The organism is Solibacillus sp. FSL R7-0668, assembly GCF_038006205.1.
Lineage (GTDB): Bacteria > Bacillota > Bacilli > Bacillales_A > Planococcaceae > Solibacillus.
Genome location: NZ_JBBOUU010000001.1, coordinates 2452883 through 2469627 on the forward strand (window position 1 = coordinate 2452883; position 16745 = coordinate 2469627).

Below are 16745 nucleotides of genomic sequence, written 5' to 3' on the forward strand. Positions count from 1 at the left end.
TTTGGGATCGTGATCAATATTAAAACAGTAAATTTATAAGTTTTTCTTCTAAAACATTTCAATAAGTGTCAAAAGGGACTACCATTTATATAGGTAGTCCTTTGTTGTTTTACGATATAATAGAGCCGATACCAAACACGAATAATCCACCAACTGTTAGTATAATACCTAATATCATACCAATAGGTCCGAGAATACTTAAACCACCAACTACCGCGAGTGAGACCATCGAATAAATGGCACTTACGAAAATCATCATGAACCACGGCGATCCATCTTTAGCAAACTCGACGTACAAACCAATTTCGAAAATAATTACTCCTGCTAAAAATACTAATCCTACTATCCCTGACAGAATATCTTCTTGTGGTTCTTCTTGTACTTTCTTTTTCATCTCATTCACCCCTTATATTATTAATTTACAATATAAGGTTTTAAATCAAATAAAACAAGACCACTCAAAACGAAGTGGTCTTCTACTTTATTGGGCGTGAAATCGTTTAAATGCCGTTTGTTTACGCTCTTCGCTTATTTGTGCGTATCGCGCTGTAGTGTCGGCTTTTTCATGGCCCATCAGCGCTTGCAAATCAGCTAGTTCCATACCATTATCCAAACTCAACTGAGCAAATGTGTGACGCATTATATGCGGGTGCAGTGGCTTTTCAATATTAGCAGCTATCCGAATCTTTTTTATTTGATATTGTATTCCCTCATTGGTTAGCCTTCGAATCGGATGCCTTTGACTTACTATTAACGCTGGGCAATCATCAGTACGTTCTTTCAAGTACTTTCTTAAATAATACTTTGCCTTTTCGCTTAAGTAAACGCGCCTTTCTTTGCTACCTTTCCCGAATACGATTACACTTCCAGACTGCCAATCTATATCTTTAATATCTAATTTGCGCAATTCATCCAAGCGACAACCTGTGCTATAAAACACTTCTATCAAAGCTCTTTGCCGTGCATTTTTACACGCTGCACGGACCTTTTCTAGCTCTATTATGGTTAACCCTTCGCGTACCTTTTTCTCGGTTTTCGGGCGTTTAATTTTCAAACATGGATTTTTTAGAAGCTCCTCTTCTTTAACTAACCACCCATAAAAGCTTGATAAGATGTCCATTTTTGTCACTATGGTACTTGTTTTCAAATGACTATGCACCGATAAATATGCCCTAATATCTGCCGTGGTTGCCTGTAACAAGTTTTTATTCAAATAATTTTTAAAACGATCCAGCTCATATCGATAATTTTTAAGTGTATGGGCTGAATAATTTTCAATTTGCAATGAGCTTATAAACATGTGTACGTAGTCTGTATTATCGTTTTTAATCATTTCACTGTCTTTTGCTTCGATTTTGTAATTCGATAATAAGTCGTCTAAATAAAGTGCTAATTTAATTGGGTCATATTCAGCAGCTGCAACCATTTTTACAGTTGTTTCAATTTCATTTATTAAATGTAATTTACTCATGTTTTTCACTCCTATTCAATTTATTTGAATACCCTTTGCAATTCACTCAGATGATAAGCCTTTTCAACAGCTAATAACAGCTCACAATATTTCATGATACGAGCTAGACGCCTTGTGTGCTTATGAGCATCTGTGACCCGATTCAGTTGCTTCATTTTGATTCGAATGTACTCATTGCGTCGTTGAGTAGATTTCATGGAATTCTCCTTTCTGTATTTAAAAACTCAATCGCCGGCACTAAACTGGTTTAATACCAGCTGTTCAGTTTTTAAAGTTTGTATAAAGTTTTTTCTTTTAAGAATGTTTCAAGTTGTAAAGGTGTTAATTGGTGAATTCCCCAGTCAGGAAGGTCGTTGAAAGCACATGGGTATTCTTTATTATTGAAACGATCATTTAAGTTTCTTGCTTCTTCTTCGCTATCCACATATAGTACTCTGTCACCTTGTAAAAACATGCCACCCATTTCAATTCCATACTCTTCATCGATGTAAAATTTAATCATTTTTATTTCCTCCAATTAAATAATTTATTTGTTAAATTAATAATATATCTTTTATATAGATATGTCAAATAAAATATTGATTAAACAAATAAATTATATTAATATCTAATAAAAGGGGTTGATAATAGTGGAGTTAACAAAGGAAATTAAGAAAATGCTCGTAGAAAAGGATATGACAGCTACACAACTCGCTGAAAAAATCGGAATGTCACAGGGGAATTTGTCGACTAAAATGAAAAACGAATCATACAGCGTGCAAGATTTGATTAAGATCGCGGAAGCTACTGGCTACGAGTTGAAAATTAGCTTTGTAAAAGATGATATGGAAATTTAATTGCTTAAAACAAAATAAACCTTCCACCAATTTTAATAGTGGAAGGCTTTAATTCTGACTATACACGATGACTATTCCCCTTAATTCATTCTCCCTCTGACAAACTCAGATAATTTCAAAGGATTTTTTATTTGATCATAAAATTCTTTCGCCAGCTCTAAATTCGGAAACGCTTCAACGATGGCACTATTTTCGATGGCTTCTCTGAATTTCGTGAAGTCTGTTATACCGTCAAAATCAATATGCGCGTATACAATGCACACGTCATAATTACTTTTATCGAGACTGATGTTAATGAGTGTGGTGCCATTAACATCCGAATCCAATGTAACAGCTTCAAATTCTACTTCATCACCAAGTACCCATTTTTCCGTTTCAATTTTAATCATATTTCCACCTCCTGTTAACATTAAATTACAATAATTAACTTCACATGTAAATAGAATGTGCGAAACTGTCTATTTGGGCATGTATTCGACAATTCGACAAAATAAAAAAGCCACCCAATGATGAGTGACTTTTTCGTACATAATAAAAACGGTTTTTCAATCCACATCCCCACTGTTGAGAATGACATTAACGATTACATTATACCAAATTACCATATTGCTGCCACTATTTTTGTGTGATATATTAAAAGTGTCGCGAGAGCGTGGATTGAAACATATTATAGAGTATGCGTAATTGCATGACTACACAAAAAACCCACCAGGTATTAGCTTGGTGGGTTTTTGTTTTACTCATCTTGCTTCGCGAATTTGTTGCGCTGTACGCTCATGTAATAAGTGTACATATCCGATAAGGTAACGTTATATGCAATGTCCACATCAATAGTTGCTATACGTTCACCGATTTCGTCGATGTAGTACATAACATCATTTAGTTTATGTGAATATTGCGGTTCCAATGCGATTTTGTGAAGATATTCAAATACTTTAAAAGGCTCGCGTTTTAATTTTTGGTACAGGTTATAATTACCTTGTAAGCGCTGGCGATCATTGTCTAGTTTAAAAATCAGCATATCCACTAAAGCAATAGCCTCGGACAGATTACGCTCGACCATGTCGTAATACCAAGCTAGTTTTTCGGCTGTTTTAAGTTGGATTGCTTCAATTTTTGCTTCTCCTGACCAAATGCGTACAACTGTATTGTTAGGTATACCTGTTATTTTAGAGATGCGGTGAGCCACCGCACCCCACTCTATTAATTTTTGAATTTTTTCTGATGTAGTTAACATTAATTTTCCTCCTATTTGTTCGCTTGGCAATCGCCGTAGCAAAATTCACCACAGTGTTTGCAACGTAATGTTTCTTCTTTTTTCGCTGGCACCACAGTCTTTTCTAACGGACCAAAAACTTCTAGAGAAATTACTTCCGGCATTTCGATTTCAATTTTGCATTTTTTGCCCTTAAACTCGACTACACCCATACTTAACTTGTGTTCTTTGTACTTGCGATTTGTGTTCCAAGTACTGATTGATTCGCCGTTAAGTACTACTGATTCGATTTTTAAACCGTTTTCGATTGTTTCTACTAAATCGTCCATTGCGTTGCGAGTTTGTACTGCGCGAGACGTAGAATAAGTCATTTCAACTTGAGCGCCTTTTGATGTTGTCCATGATTTTACGATTGTATTTACCATTGCTTTGCTCTCCTCCCATGCGATTGAAAGAGATGAAGCTAAGTATTCGCGTACTTTACCGCCGAATTTTTTTACCCCTTGTTTAGCCAACGTCCAAGCACGTTTCATAATTTCCTTCATCATTTTCAATCGCCCCTTTTATTTTATAACCGTTAGCGGTTACTTGATAACTTTATTATATAACCGCCAACGGTTAATGTAAAGAGGTTTGATAAAATATTTTTAATTATTTTTATGTAAACGCAAAAAAGCCCGCCACTACTGCGATTAAACAGTAATGACGGGCTTTAAATTTGAAACTTTATCTATTAACCATATTATGAATCATCACAATAACTTCCTCACGAGTAGCTGGGCGCTTTAAATACGTACCATCCGATACGCCATTCGCTTTTGCCCATTCAACCGCTTCCTTTGCCCACGCTGCTGGTGCTGCATCTTTTTCGTAAGCTTCTTTTGCTATTGGTGTTTCCTCCTTATCACTTTTTAATTTATTCAAAGCATCTTGTATTCGTTGTTTAAATGAACCCCATCGTTTCTCATCTCGAATACGGTGAGGGCAATTTTTCTTGCTCCATTCATAATGCTGCTTTACGCGATCAATACCCCATCCATATTGATGAAGTAATTTAGCGATATATTGCACCGCATTTTCTTCCGCCGCTACGTACCGACTTCCACCACTTTTACTGTAGCAAATTTCGATACCAATTGATTTGCGGTTGCCATCACCTTGTCCATCGCCACAATGCCAGGCATTACGGTCAAATGGGATACACTGAATAGCCTCTTTGTCATCAATAGCCACATGATACGATACCTGGTTGTCATTGCGATTATGATATGCAGCCTCGTTAGCAGCAGAAGCATCATTCGCCGTATTGTGGACCGTAATATATTGCGGTGTCATTGCGTATGGACATTTAATTTTGTGCTTGTTAGCAGGCAACAAAACTCGTTTGAATGTGTAACTCAATTTGCACCCTCCTCATTTAATCCTGTTTTATCCTTAATGATTTTTAATAGATTTTTAACAAATGGCGGCATTGGCGCACCCATTTTAACGCCATTCTCTGTGATTGAAATAAACTCAATTGCAATGTATGCCCATGCAGCGCCGTCACCAATTGCACCGCCAAAAATATCAAACTCTGTATAGTGTAATGCTGCAAACTCAAGCGCATATACCATCCCGATTAAAACTAGTATATATAATTTACGTGCAAAGCCGTGCAGCCCAATACGGCTATTAAGCTCTCGATTGATGCCAGCTGCGACTAAGCCTGTGATGTAATCCACAAGCATAAATAAAATGAGGATAGACACCGCTACCCCCATTAGATCAAACATATACGATATAATTGCCCCTATTACTCCACTGATTAATGCTAATTTACTTTCCATTGCCCTCACCTCTACATAAAAAATAGCACTGCTCGGTACAGCGCGTTGCTGGTGTCTTGGTGTAAAAAATAACGCTAAGCCTATGCTTGCGTTTCTGTTTCCTCAATATAAGGTTCAGCGTATTGGAATAACCCGCGATTAAATAAAATCGAATCATTAAATAATATCCAATCTTGTTTATTCAATGAATCTGTTAAATCGGTAATTACTTTGTCGGTATCATCTACCGCAGTATAAAGTAATTCGTTATTTAATTTAACCACTACATTATTATCCTCAACCTCGATTGACTTTGCTTTTGCAATAAAACCGATAGTGTGTTTTGTAAAACTTTTATTACCGATTTTTACAGCAAATATATTATTTTTACTCATTAATGCCTTTAATTCAGGTAAATTTACATCTGTTGTCCAAAATTTAATGCCGTCTACTAATGAGACTAAATATTTTTGTTCCATTTTAAATTGCCCCTTTATGTTAATTTTACTTGTCCGATTGTTGTACCATTAACCTGTACATATAAAATACCACCCGATGTACTTATACCGATACCACTTGAATTAGCTCGAGCAACACCTTGAATACTATTTGCATATTGGAAGTTGACGTTACCGCCAATATTAACAGTCGACCCACTACCGCCTATAGTGGCGTTGGTATCTATTTTGACATTAGGAGCACTTAAAGTCATATTATACCCATCACTGACAAGACGTGCGATACCATCGAATATGACAGCTTTGGACCCACCTCCGTTAGGATTTAGATATATATTATTACCAATCGTAATGTCTCGTTGAACATTGATATTGGTTACTCCAGATATATCACCATTTACAATGACAGCACCATTCAAGTTAATTTTATCCGCTGAAATGGAAACGGCATATGGATCCTGGTTAATTAATGACGTAATTCGGCTACCTGTATAATCCGTGAAGGAGACGCGCTGCTGAATTTGGTTAGCCTGCTGCGTAATGCTGCTCTCTGCGCTCGATATGCGGGTACCCTGACTGCTAATAGTCATGTCATGGCTACTTACACGAGATTCAATTAATGATGCTGTTTGTGTAACGGACGACACGTCATTACGAATGTTTTGCATGTCCTTACCGATACTAGTCACACTTGCATTTACCTCACTACGGATTTGCTGGGCAGTTTGGCTAATGCTCGAATTGTATTCTGCCGTAATTTTGTTGTACTGTGCTGTGATGGACGTATTGATTGTCTCAACTTTTTGTGACATGTCTGTCCGTAATTCACGAGCACTCAATGAAATAGCGGCGTTGTATTCCGTAGTAACGGTTGTGTACTGATCTAATATTTTTTCTTCAGTCTCATGAAATTTAAAAGTCATATTTTTGTTAATGACTTCTTTCGTTTCATCGATTTTGTCTTTTGCATTGTTCTCGGTATCTTTTATTTGGTCCTGAAGCATTTCATCAGACGTTTTAAAAACGTAATTTCCTACAGTCGCGTCCGTTAAAATGAACTCCTCACCATTCCACTCATCTTTCATTTTTAAGATACGAGTTGTTATGGATAAATCATCTAAAGGTTCGTAAATCGTATGAATCGTTTCGCCCAGCTCGCAATCATTTCCGATTTGCGCAATGTCCAATTCGTACGATAAATCAATATCTTTAAATTCCCTCTCGGCACGCAAACGGGCTGTTTCATAATCCTCAATGCGTTCGTCATTAATGATGTCACCATAATAGGCACGTGCATAATTACTTGCTGTCGGACTTACAAATGTAGCAGTTTGACCATGGTCTTCTCCGTAATTAACAATAACGTGCGTCACTACGTCGATGGAATCGGATTTTTTGGTAACATTTTTTAGATTGTACGCATATCTATATTGCTTACCTTTGTCGCCACTCAAACGTTTTCGAAGTTGGATAATGCGACCAGGTAAAACTCTAAATTCCACCTTCAGTAATTCAGCAGCATCTTTTAAACATTTCCACCGATTTTTACGACCAAACTCTTTCAATAGCACGCTATCCAATCCTGTTTCATCCAAATCGAGAATAAATCCAGAACCATCAATAATAGTGGTTAATAAAGCTCTAGGTGTATAGTTACCGCTCAATAGCTCATTGAAAGGAACTCCTTCTAAATCCAATAAGATGTGCTGCGCATTCAAATTTTTGTAGTGCGACATTTCGGACTCTGCTTTAATACGCCACTCGTGCCCGTCTCCTGTAACGATAATTTCCTCTTCATTTAAAAAAGGATAAGCTGGATTGTTTTCTCGATTAATGACAATCATCGAAAGCTCGGGAATATCATTCACAGCAAACTCGCGCCGTGCTGATTTAATATGATTTACGGGATATTCCGTGCCACCACGTTTTACGGTTATCAATTTTTCACCCCCTTTTTAGTACAATAAAAGCACCCCCAATTATGAGAGTGCTTTAGTAAATATTTGGTGTTAAATTATTTTTAAGTTACTACGCATTTTGGAACTCACTACAAAAATGTAGATAAATGGCTATAAATCAACATTTATAGAGGTTTTTACACATTAATATTTACTTATGTGTAGTAACTTTTAAACTAGCACCCAATCCTCTGCAAGCATATCTGTTTGAGATGCCAACCAACCAATTACGATTGATCCATCAGCTGCTTTCATGTCGATGTGTGAGTTAATTTGAACGGTCTCTAGTGGTGAATCAGCAATTTGTAATGCAGCTTCATTACGTAAATTGCTCTTTGGAATATTGGTACCACGCACCAGGTAAATCCACATACCTTTACCGTTCCATCCTTTACGTGCCACCTTTTCTCCTTCTTTCAGGAAACTAATCGCCATACCGAAATCGAATTCAGCTTGCTGCTCCTTCATTTCTTCCGTTGTTAATCCGACAACACCTGCATCAACCATTGCTTGCTCACATTTTTCGCATAATTCGTATTCTACTGTTTCCATTTTCCATACCTCCAAAATTTTTGTATAGAAAAAAGCACCTTATTATAGGCGCTTTTTCTGTTCTTTCAATTCATCTAATAGCTTTTGGTCTTCGATAAATTCTTTCATTTGTGCATTGATCCACGTCGATAATTTAATTCCGTGACGAGAAGCATATTTACAAAACTGCTCGTACACTTCTGGCTCGATAGAAATATTTTGCCTTTTCATTGCTGCCAATGTAGTCAGTCCCTTCCAAAAGTTGCTAACTACATTGTCGAATAATGATAAATATTTATCAATACACATTCGTGTGTATTACTACACATTTTGTAACGATTGTTTATTTGTTTTTACGGCTATCAGGAATTAAATCACCGTATCCCTCAAGCTCTAAAATTACGTCCGTAGCATATTGGTATCGTTTGTATACGCTCACCTTGAAAATAGAGTTGTAGTCACGTCCATCGATAATTGATTGTGCAAAATATGCTGCCATATTAAATCATCTCCTAATCTGTAGTTGGTAATAATGATGGGATTACTTCGAAAAGTAATTCATCTATAATTGCTTGCTGTGAAGTTAATTGTTGCTTCAATAATTCTAATTCACTTGGTTGTATTATCGGATTATTAGCGTTAAAATCATCGATTTCCTCTTGCGTTAATCCTTCAATCCACTCACCGTTAACTAATACTTTTTTGTAAGCATTGAAGTTGTAATATTGTTGGTGCAACTCTTCACTAATCTCAATTGCATCAGTCGGTATCTTGTTTATATCATCGTTATAAAACCCGTTGACAGTGTTATCGTTATTTAAAACCACGTATTTTTTAACCATAATTACTTACACCCCTAACGCAAAAATCATGACATCGTGTGGATAGACTTTTGCACCTTCGTTATTTGTATAAATTCCGATAGTAGACAATGGAGTCGTGGGATTGAAGCTCGCACCAATCACACGTTCTTCACTAGTATAATTAATGGAATTACTTTGAGCAAAAACCACTAAAGATTGTTGCGTAAACGACACGGGTAAGAAGGTTGTATAAGCACCACCTGCATTAGTTGTAAATCCAGCCGGTATAGTCAACCATTGCAAAATCAGACCGTTAGGTAATTTTTGATATCCGTTACCGCTTAAATTCTGTACGAATTCGTCCAAATGCGTAGTAAGGTCGGTCTTAACTTGCTCAAGTGAATCAGAGAAAGTTGTTATATTTTTATCAAATGATTGCTTTGCTCTTTGAGGCGTCATGTACTTATCATTTGTGGCGCCAGCTTCCGCCTCCGCTTGTGTGGCCACTCCAAAGTTTTGTACATTACCTAGCGCTAACTGCTCAGCTGTAACTTGGTGAGGGTTGTCACCCGCTCCAATATGGTTATCTATAAGTGTTTTTAATACTTTACCAGCAGCAGCGGATAAACCTGCATCTGTCCGGTCGCTTGTTAAATTATTTATATAATCAATAATGAGCTGCACATTACCTAATTCATCCGGCTCAATTCCGTTAACCGTACTAACAGCACCGGACCCGTCAATTCCACCAGCTGCTAGTAATCGCCAGTTCACTCCGTCATCAGATGGTTGTACGCCTGATACTTCCTGCAATGCTACATAAGATGCGCGCCCAAAGCGGACAACATTAAAAGGCAAATAAATGCCAGCGGGATTGTACTCCCCCTTGAAATCTAACTGATCAAGCACCACAAGTAACTCCGCTAACTTTTGCTGACGAGTCTGTTCGGCTGCTTCTCGTGCACTTTCCGCTGTTGCTCGATTTTGTTCAGCTGTTTCTCGAGCTTGCTCTTTTAATACACGAGCCGCTTCATTTTCTCTGCGAGTAATTTCTTCTGTTCTACGTTCCGCCTCAGCTGACACCCGTTGACCTTCGTTTGTTACTCGTTGGCTTTCCGCTTGTACAATTCCGTTTAAATTGGTTTGTAGTGCTAGTAATTCCGTTTTTAAATTATTTAAAATCTGATTCATTTGGTCAGCATCGTCTGCAGCTGTTTCTGCTCGTTGCGCTGATGCATTTGTATTTGAAATTAAAATATCTAATTGCGCCAATGCGGAATTAATCTTGCCTGTTGCTGTTGTAGCATCTGACGTAGCATTTTCTGCATTCGTTATGGCTTCTTCAATTCTCGCCAATACTTCATCGATTTCTTCGCCACCAGCTAAGATTTTAATTTGTCCTTGCACCGCATTAAAATACCGCGTAATCCGATGCCAGTTTTCAAGCACTTTCAATCGCTCTTCTCGATCAAGAGGTGAATCGATATCATGCAATGGATATTTTTCCACCATTCAAAAACCTCCTTTACAAATAATAAAAAGGAATATCAAAACTAATTGATTGGACAGTACCGCCAGTCAACGAGAAATGATTATCCCCTTTTTTAATGGATATTAATTTTTTGTTTGTAGTGCCAGTAACGTGCTGATTGTTTTTTAGATAACTCACACCATCCAAAATGAAAGTATCACTAGCAGACATAGAGCCGTTAAACGTAACGGTATCGCCAGTGGAATTATTCTTTAAGGTGAAGCCAGATGGAAAAACACCTTTTATAATAATCTTCATTGGCATATGACGTGGATCTAATTTAACGTTTCCTAAATTTTTTATGGTAAATGAATTACTTGCAAATGTATATTGTGGCATAGCACCGTCCCACTCGAAACCTAGACCCCATGCCAATAACCCAATATCCCACGACTTTTCATTATTCTGCAAATCTAAACTTCTAAATGGTGTTTCACCAAATGGCAAATCGCTTGTTTCAAATTCAATAACACGCTTACCCTTTAACCAATTCCATTCGATTGCATCGTTATTGATACGTTCAACGCGCCATCGCTTGTACATGTGTGGTTTCCATTGCAATTGGTCAATAGCTTTTTTAAAGGAGCTCTCGCCCGGAATTTCGAAAGCAAGCCCTTTCGAAACCTGTTCATAAATATAAAAATCTTCTGCATCGTCCAATATTTCGGCTAAGCAATCACGCAGCATGATGGTATCCGTTTCATCAACTGCATCCAACAGAATTTTTAACTGCAGTTTACGAATACCATAATAACGAGTTGTTCGATTACGCCCAGCTCGTCCTTTAATATTTTCGGAATCGTATACAATGTCAACTGGCCCGACTTTAAGAATAGGAATGCCGTATTGCGTTAAATCAAAACGCTCCCCGTTCATTTTTTCGATGATGGTCATACGACATCACTTCCTTTTTTTAATGTTTAGTTTTGCTTTAGTTGCATCTGTTTCATCAATCCATGTTTTCACGGAATCGCCGTCCCACATTTGATTGACTGATACATTTACAGGTGCTTGAGCAAGTTCATTTTCGTTGTATAAAGAAGTATTTATTTTAGCGTTACCGTTAAACGATAGCTCCGGAACATTTGTAGTCGCGTTAAAATGCTCGCCCGAAAGGATACCCGACATCGAATTAGACACATCATTTACAATTCCTTGTAAAGTGGAATCTAACGAGCCTTTCATGGATTTGAAGCCGTCAATTAAACCTTGCATTGCCTTACGACCAATTTCAGGTAGAGTCGCTTCAAGATAATCAAATTCATCAACCGATCCATTAACCATTTCATCGATTTCTTTCAGCATTTCATTTTTCAACTTCTCTATTTCAACGATTGCATTTTCACGAAGTTTGATAATTTCATTTTCCATGTCTTCGCGGGCACTGGCTAATTCATTTGTTGCTTGAGCGCCAGCTAAATCCATTTTCGTTTTCCACAACTGCTCGTATTCGGATAATTGCTGCGACGACATATTTGCAAGTGCGTTAATTTCTGCAGCAGCTTTTGGGCCCATGTTCTGCAACTCTTTTAACAAAGCCTCATCAAGACCGAATGACTGCAACCTAAAGATGTCATTCATCCAATTGGACATAGTAGCGACTTGTTGGCGCATGTTGCCAATTAAATCGACTTGCTTATCAATCGACCCATCATCTTTATACGTAATCATTTCTGTGAGTTTAACCTCATCAAATAAGCCCCAAGTGTTCGCTAATGTTTCTTTACGAGCTTCGAACGTCTGTTGGTACTGATCGCGAAGTTTTTGCTCCTCGTCACCTAGCTTACTGTAAATATCCTGTACTTTGGATAAATAGTCAGAAGTAATATTTTTCAAATCTTCGTATAAAGTCTTTTTAGCGTTGTATAACTTTTCTTCGTACGCGACTTGTTGCTCGGTACCAAGTTTATACTGCGCCATATATTCTTCATACGCTTTTATCTGGTCGGCTAACGACATCATGCCGTACTCACGAGCCGCATCAATAAAGCTGATTTCGTTATTGAATTGCTCTTGCAAAATTTGCTGGTGAATATCGCTCGCATTTTTCAAGGCTTTATTTTTCGCGCCGGTACCGTCTTTTAAATACTTAGCTGCTTCTTGCCAATAACCATACTCCTCTTCAAGTGTTAAATCTGTCCACTTTTTATAGTCGGATAATGATTTTTCTAAGGCTTCGTAACGATCGGCTTGTTGCTTTTTGGACGTAGCTTTTACCGCATCTGACATGGTATTCATTAAGTTTTTAAAGACGGATGATGCTTTATTTACTTGCTTGCTATAGTCTAGCGTAACGCTATCCGACATCTTTTTAGCTGCTTCTTTTACTAAGTTAACATTGTCTAAAATTCCTTTAGCTACACCGGCGGGAATCCATTTTGACACGGCTGCCATCGTGCGCGAGGGACTAAAAATTTTCAACGGTCCTTTAAGCCAGTCAGGTATAAGGTTAGCAAGTTCAGATACTTTCTTTTTAACCCACTCGAAGCCAGAAGAGATTCCGTTAACAAGACCTTGAACGATGTTTTTACCAATAGTCGCTAAGTCGATACTCTCTAAGAAACTAGCGGCTTTATTCCATCCGTCGGTGATAGTTTTGAGGATATCCCCCATGAAACCGGAAATACCATCCCACATATCACCAAACCAGCCAACTACAGTGTCATAAATTCCAGCTACAGTAGTCGAAAAGAAGTTAGCAATTTTAGTCCAAATTGATTTAGCATAAGCCCAAATTTCATCCCAGTTTTTATAAAGTGCGATACCAATTGTAATTAGCGTTGTAATGATGGCAATAGCAATTCCGACCGGACCTGTAAGTAACGTAAATCCACGCATTAACAAAGGTAGTGCTTTGCTTGCGAGATTGGTAACGACGCCAATAAAGCGCATCACATCATCGATAATTACTCCGAAGTGAGGAGCTAATTTAGAAATGGCGGTTTGGACAGCACGGAAACCGTTATTCGTTTTTGTGATTGCATCTACAATTTGCTTTCCGAATAGTGTAACTAATCCTACAACTGGCGCCATCAACATCATAAAGCCGCCAATAAGTACAGGGATAATGCCAATAAGATTGCTGAACCACCCGTGCGTTTCCATCATAGCGTTCATCCATGCCAAGAATTTATTGACTAAATCCAAGATAATTGCACCAAATGGAGCCATTGCGATTCCAAGGTTAACAAGGAACTGCCATAAGTTTTTCAACAAGTCTAATACAGCAGGCGTAGATTCACGAATGAAATCTAAGAAACGTTGGAACGAATCGTTTTGATCTAATGTAGATGCCCATTCTCTAAAACCCTCTATAATTTCCGCAAGACTGACCATAAAATCACTAGCCATCCCACTGAATGCACTGAAAAACTCAACAATTCCAACAACCAAATCACCAAACATTTGGCTGATAAGTGGCATATGCTCTTGTACATATGAAATGAATTCTTGGAATTTTTCGCTTTCCGATAAACCTGCTGACCATTCAGCAAAGGATTCCATCATCAAGTTAAAATTCTCCGTCCATGCAGCGGCTGCAGGAGCTAACGCGGCAATCAAAGAACCTAATCCCGCTACCAAGTAACCGATGCCAGTAGTGAAGTTTTCAAAAATAGATGGACCGAATTCATTAAAGGCTTCAAAGATAGCTTGTATTGGCTCTGTATTAATCGAGCGATTGAACGAGTCCATTAATTTAGCTGCGCTATCTGCTACACCTAAAATCATAGGCTCAAGGGATTTTAAGATTTCCGATGCACCTTGCATAGCGCTTGTAAATGCACTTAATACGGCACTTTCTGTTTTAACGACCAATTCGTCATATACATCAATAAAGCCGTCCCACGCATCACGAGCGCGTTGCTGTTCTGCGGTTAGCTTAACCGTCTCGTCAAATAAATCTTTGATAGTCGGAATGGCAACTGCTGCTAGTCCTACGAAACCAATAGCAGCAATACTAAGTGCTGACGCCAATATTAAAAATTGCCCAGCTAGTACGCCGACCATTACACCTAGCGAACCAATCAAACCTACCAACGTACTGATAAGCTGTGAAAGAATAGGAAGCAAGGCAATCATTGCCCCAGATAATTGTGTTGAAAGGATTTCTCCCCAGTTTCGCATTTGGTTAGCAACACGAGCCATGTTGTTTTGAAACTCGTTATACTTCAATTTGACACTAACTAAAATTTCTTTTGCATCAAGTGTCCACAACCGTGCATAGATCATATAGAGAGCACGTGTAAATGCACTTGTATCTAAATCTACCTCTACATCCACATTGGTTCCGTCTAAGTCTTGCGCTAGTGCTCTGACACGTAACAGGTCGCGTCTGAAATCACCAATAATTGCTTCAATTTCAACGTCAATAACCGAATCGTCAAGATTTTCCGCCATTGCGTAAACTTCCATCAAATCACGCATAAATTCTTTCCATGCCAAATCGACTTGCACCGTTAAATCTTCGCGATCTAAATCAGCCATCTCGGAACGAACTCGTTGCATTTCTGCATGAAATTCGCCTGCCGCTAATTCTAAATCGACATCTACCCCTGTTGCCAATTGTTCAATTTCACGGTCTACTTCTCTCATTTTCCGTTGAAATTCTCGTATATTGGCACCGACGTGCGCTTCAAAGCGTTCTTCCACCATCTCACCTCCTGCTTACTTTTCTTTTGGAACAATTGCTCCACGCCAATCGAAATCTTTCAAACCATCCTTCATGCGATTGTATAGTGTAAAGTCTGCTTCTTTTTTAGGTTTACCACCTGAAAGAATTTGCTTACGTGCTTGCTTAGCGTCAAAGTATTTATCAGGTCCTTTAGGTCGCCCTTTTACTGGACGAGAAACAATACCACTCACCCAAGCAGCTTGTACGGCTAATTCATGTGCATCGATAACGGCTAAGTTAGCCCCTTGTATGCGGTTTAACCACTGTTTATATGTCCAGCTATACATTAACTGTTCATCGTACACACCTAGTAATCTAGCGGTTTCGCGTTCAAAATCATCGTAGCTTAATCGGTTGTCGTTTCGATTAGCGTTTTGCCCGTAATTTTCTGATAACCTGTGTTCAGACGCTTGATCATTAACTCCGCTTTTTGCTCGTCTAACTCGTCTGTACGCAGCTCTTTTACGAGACTCATATTCTCCACGAATTTCGCTAACTCGTTGCGTGAAAAAGCCGAGCTGTCGATAGCCTCAAATACTTCCGCAAAGATTTTTGTTGCGTCATCATCTTCATTCATTCGATTATCAATGGCTTCTAAAATGTCGTCAAAATTGCCCTTAAACTGCTTATCTTTCACGGCAATTTTATTAGCCATTTCAAACACTTGAGCTAAAGTTTCAACGTCCATTTCAATCAGCTGCGGCAATACCTTAGAAATACCGCCGGATAGTTTTTCTTTGCCTTTTTTCGCGTCCGCATCATCGTTATCTTTAATGAATTTATTAAGGACTTTATCCAGCATAATCGAAAACTTCAATTCAAATTCTGTACCTTTAATAGTTAAAACTGCCATGTATATATCAACCTTTCATATTTGGGATTTAAGATAAAAAGAGACGAGCATTAGCCCGCCCTTTAAAAAATATTTATTTTGTTGCTTACGGTCCTGGTGGTGCTTCGGCCTTTTTACGATTTAAATGGTCGCCAGTGTATTCACCTGGTGACTCAAATCCAAACTCAGCGAACTCTTCAAGACCATCGGGCAATGTATCAAATTGACCTTTAACCATCTTTATTTGAATAGCTAATTCAGATGAGATTTCTTCAACGCCCTCATAAGGATAAGTGAAAGAAAGCTCCCCAAGCACCGCATAGCCGAATGATGCATCGTACTTGTCGTCAGCGTTTTTCTCTGTATCGACAATCCAAATTTTCACCTCAAGCCCTTTTTCCATAGCACGGCGTAATTCTTCTTGTCCCTCGTCACCTTTCTTAAATAAAAATGACGCTGAAATTGTTTCAGCTAAAGTACCGATTTGTGTAAACGACCCCATTTTAGAGCCTTCTGTTGAATTCGAACGGCTCATTGAATGCTCTAAATCACGTTGTAAACCGGGCACCAAAGCATCTGCACCCAGTACATTGTCTACCGCTTGGATTAATAAGATTTTTTTACCCAAG

The 16745-nt window shown here is 38.3% G+C and carries 21 protein-coding genes; 1 reads left to right on the forward strand and 20 read right to left on the reverse strand.

Annotated elements, in window-relative coordinates; translation table 11 throughout:
* Window positions 1-109: 109 nt before the first annotated feature.
* The 3 genes from MKX47_RS12175 to MKX47_RS12185 all read right to left on the reverse strand — a co-directional run bounded on the left by MKX47_RS12175 (window position 110) and on the right by MKX47_RS12185 (window position 1973).
* A complete protein-coding gene (locus MKX47_RS12175; RefSeq protein ID WP_340774487.1) occupies window positions 110-394 on the reverse strand; it encodes a hypothetical protein in 285 nt (94 codons plus the stop codon).
* Between the two features lie 87 nt (window positions 395-481).
* A complete protein-coding gene (locus MKX47_RS12180) occupies window positions 482-1471 on the reverse strand; it encodes a tyrosine-type recombinase/integrase (protein ID WP_340774489.1) in 990 nt (329 codons plus the stop codon).
* 268 nt (window positions 1472-1739) lie between these two features.
* Complete coding sequence (locus MKX47_RS12185) at window positions 1740-1973, reverse strand: hypothetical protein (protein ID WP_340774492.1); 234 nt, start codon at window positions 1971-1973, stop codon at window positions 1740-1742.
* Window positions 1974-2100: 127 nt separating this feature from the next.
* Here MKX47_RS12185 and MKX47_RS12190 point away from each other — a divergent pair, with 127 nt between their 5' ends.
* Window positions 2101-2307 (forward strand): helix-turn-helix domain-containing protein, encoded by a 207-nt coding sequence (locus MKX47_RS12190; protein WP_340774494.1) that lies wholly within the window; start codon window positions 2101-2103, stop codon window positions 2305-2307.
* A gap of 80 nt (window positions 2308-2387) precedes the next feature.
* On the opposite strand, the gene MKX47_RS12195 is transcribed toward MKX47_RS12190, so the two are convergent.
* The 17 genes from MKX47_RS12195 to MKX47_RS12275 form a co-directional block, all read right to left on the reverse strand.
* Window positions 2388-2696, reverse strand: coding sequence for a hypothetical protein (locus MKX47_RS12195; protein ID WP_340774497.1), 309 nt, complete (start codon window positions 2694-2696; stop codon window positions 2388-2390).
* A gap of 347 nt (window positions 2697-3043) precedes the next feature.
* The gene (locus MKX47_RS12200; RefSeq protein ID WP_340774500.1) at window positions 3044-3544 is read right to left on the reverse strand and encodes a hypothetical protein; all 501 of its coding nucleotides are present in this window, start codon (window positions 3542-3544) and stop codon (window positions 3044-3046) included.
* Window positions 3545-3555: 11 nt separating this feature from the next.
* On the reverse strand, window positions 3556-4071 hold the full coding sequence (locus MKX47_RS12205; protein ID WP_340774503.1) for a hypothetical protein: 516 nt from the start codon (window positions 4069-4071) through the stop codon (window positions 3556-3558).
* Window positions 4072-4249: 178 nt separating this feature from the next.
* On the reverse strand, window positions 4250-4924 hold the full coding sequence (locus MKX47_RS12210; protein WP_340774505.1) for a peptidoglycan recognition protein family protein: 675 nt from the start codon (window positions 4922-4924) through the stop codon (window positions 4250-4252).
* Window positions 4921-5352 (reverse strand): phage holin family protein, encoded by a 432-nt coding sequence (locus MKX47_RS12215; protein ID WP_340774506.1) that lies wholly within the window; start codon window positions 5350-5352, stop codon window positions 4921-4923. The genes MKX47_RS12210 and MKX47_RS12215 overlap by 4 nt, the downstream gene beginning before the upstream one ends.
* An 80-nt stretch (window positions 5353-5432) precedes the next feature.
* Window positions 5433-5810 carry a hypothetical protein gene (locus tag MKX47_RS12220; protein WP_340774508.1) on the reverse strand — a complete coding sequence of 126 codons (378 nt, stop codon included), beginning with the start codon at window positions 5808-5810 and terminating at the stop codon, window positions 5433-5435.
* Window positions 5811-5824: 14 nt separating this feature from the next.
* Complete coding sequence (locus MKX47_RS12225) at window positions 5825-7729, reverse strand: phage tail protein (RefSeq protein WP_340774511.1); 1905 nt, start codon at window positions 7727-7729, stop codon at window positions 5825-5827.
* 189 nt (window positions 7730-7918) lie between these two features.
* Window positions 7919-8299, reverse strand: a complete 381-nt coding sequence (locus MKX47_RS12230; RefSeq protein ID WP_340774513.1) for a DUF2829 domain-containing protein — start codon at window positions 8297-8299, stop codon at window positions 7919-7921.
* Between the two features lie 42 nt (window positions 8300-8341).
* Window positions 8342-8518, reverse strand: coding sequence for a hypothetical protein (locus MKX47_RS12235; protein ID WP_340774515.1), 177 nt, complete (start codon window positions 8516-8518; stop codon window positions 8342-8344).
* Window positions 8519-8621: 103 nt separating this feature from the next.
* Window positions 8622-8777, reverse strand: coding sequence for a hypothetical protein (locus tag MKX47_RS12240; protein WP_340774517.1), 156 nt, complete (start codon window positions 8775-8777; stop codon window positions 8622-8624).
* Between the two features lie 13 nt (window positions 8778-8790).
* A complete protein-coding gene (locus MKX47_RS12245) occupies window positions 8791-9120 on the reverse strand; it encodes a hypothetical protein (protein ID WP_340774518.1) in 330 nt (109 codons plus the stop codon).
* A 6-nt stretch (window positions 9121-9126) separates the two neighbouring features.
* Window positions 9127-10593 (reverse strand): gp53-like domain-containing protein, encoded by a 1467-nt coding sequence (locus MKX47_RS12250; protein WP_340774521.1) that lies wholly within the window; start codon window positions 10591-10593, stop codon window positions 9127-9129.
* 13 nt (window positions 10594-10606) lie between these two features.
* On the reverse strand, window positions 10607-11506 hold the full coding sequence (locus tag MKX47_RS12255; protein ID WP_340774523.1) for a phage tail domain-containing protein: 900 nt from the start codon (window positions 11504-11506) through the stop codon (window positions 10607-10609).
* 6 nt (window positions 11507-11512) lie between these two features.
* Entirely contained in the window at window positions 11513-15262 is a 3750-nt protein-coding gene (locus MKX47_RS12260) for a phage tail protein (protein WP_340774527.1), read from the reverse strand.
* Between the two features lie 15 nt (window positions 15263-15277).
* Complete coding sequence (locus MKX47_RS12265; RefSeq protein WP_340774530.1) at window positions 15278-15571, reverse strand: hypothetical protein; 294 nt, start codon at window positions 15569-15571, stop codon at window positions 15278-15280.
* Between the two features lie 59 nt (window positions 15572-15630).
* Window positions 15631-16137, reverse strand: a complete 507-nt coding sequence (locus MKX47_RS12270) for a tail assembly chaperone (protein ID WP_340774533.1) — start codon at window positions 16135-16137, stop codon at window positions 15631-15633.
* A gap of 85 nt (window positions 16138-16222) precedes the next feature.
* The gene (locus tag MKX47_RS12275) at window positions 16223-16744 is read right to left on the reverse strand and encodes a phage major tail protein, TP901-1 family (RefSeq protein ID WP_340774536.1); all 522 of its coding nucleotides are present in this window, start codon (window positions 16742-16744) and stop codon (window positions 16223-16225) included.
* Between the last annotated feature and the right edge of the window lies 1 nt (window position 16745).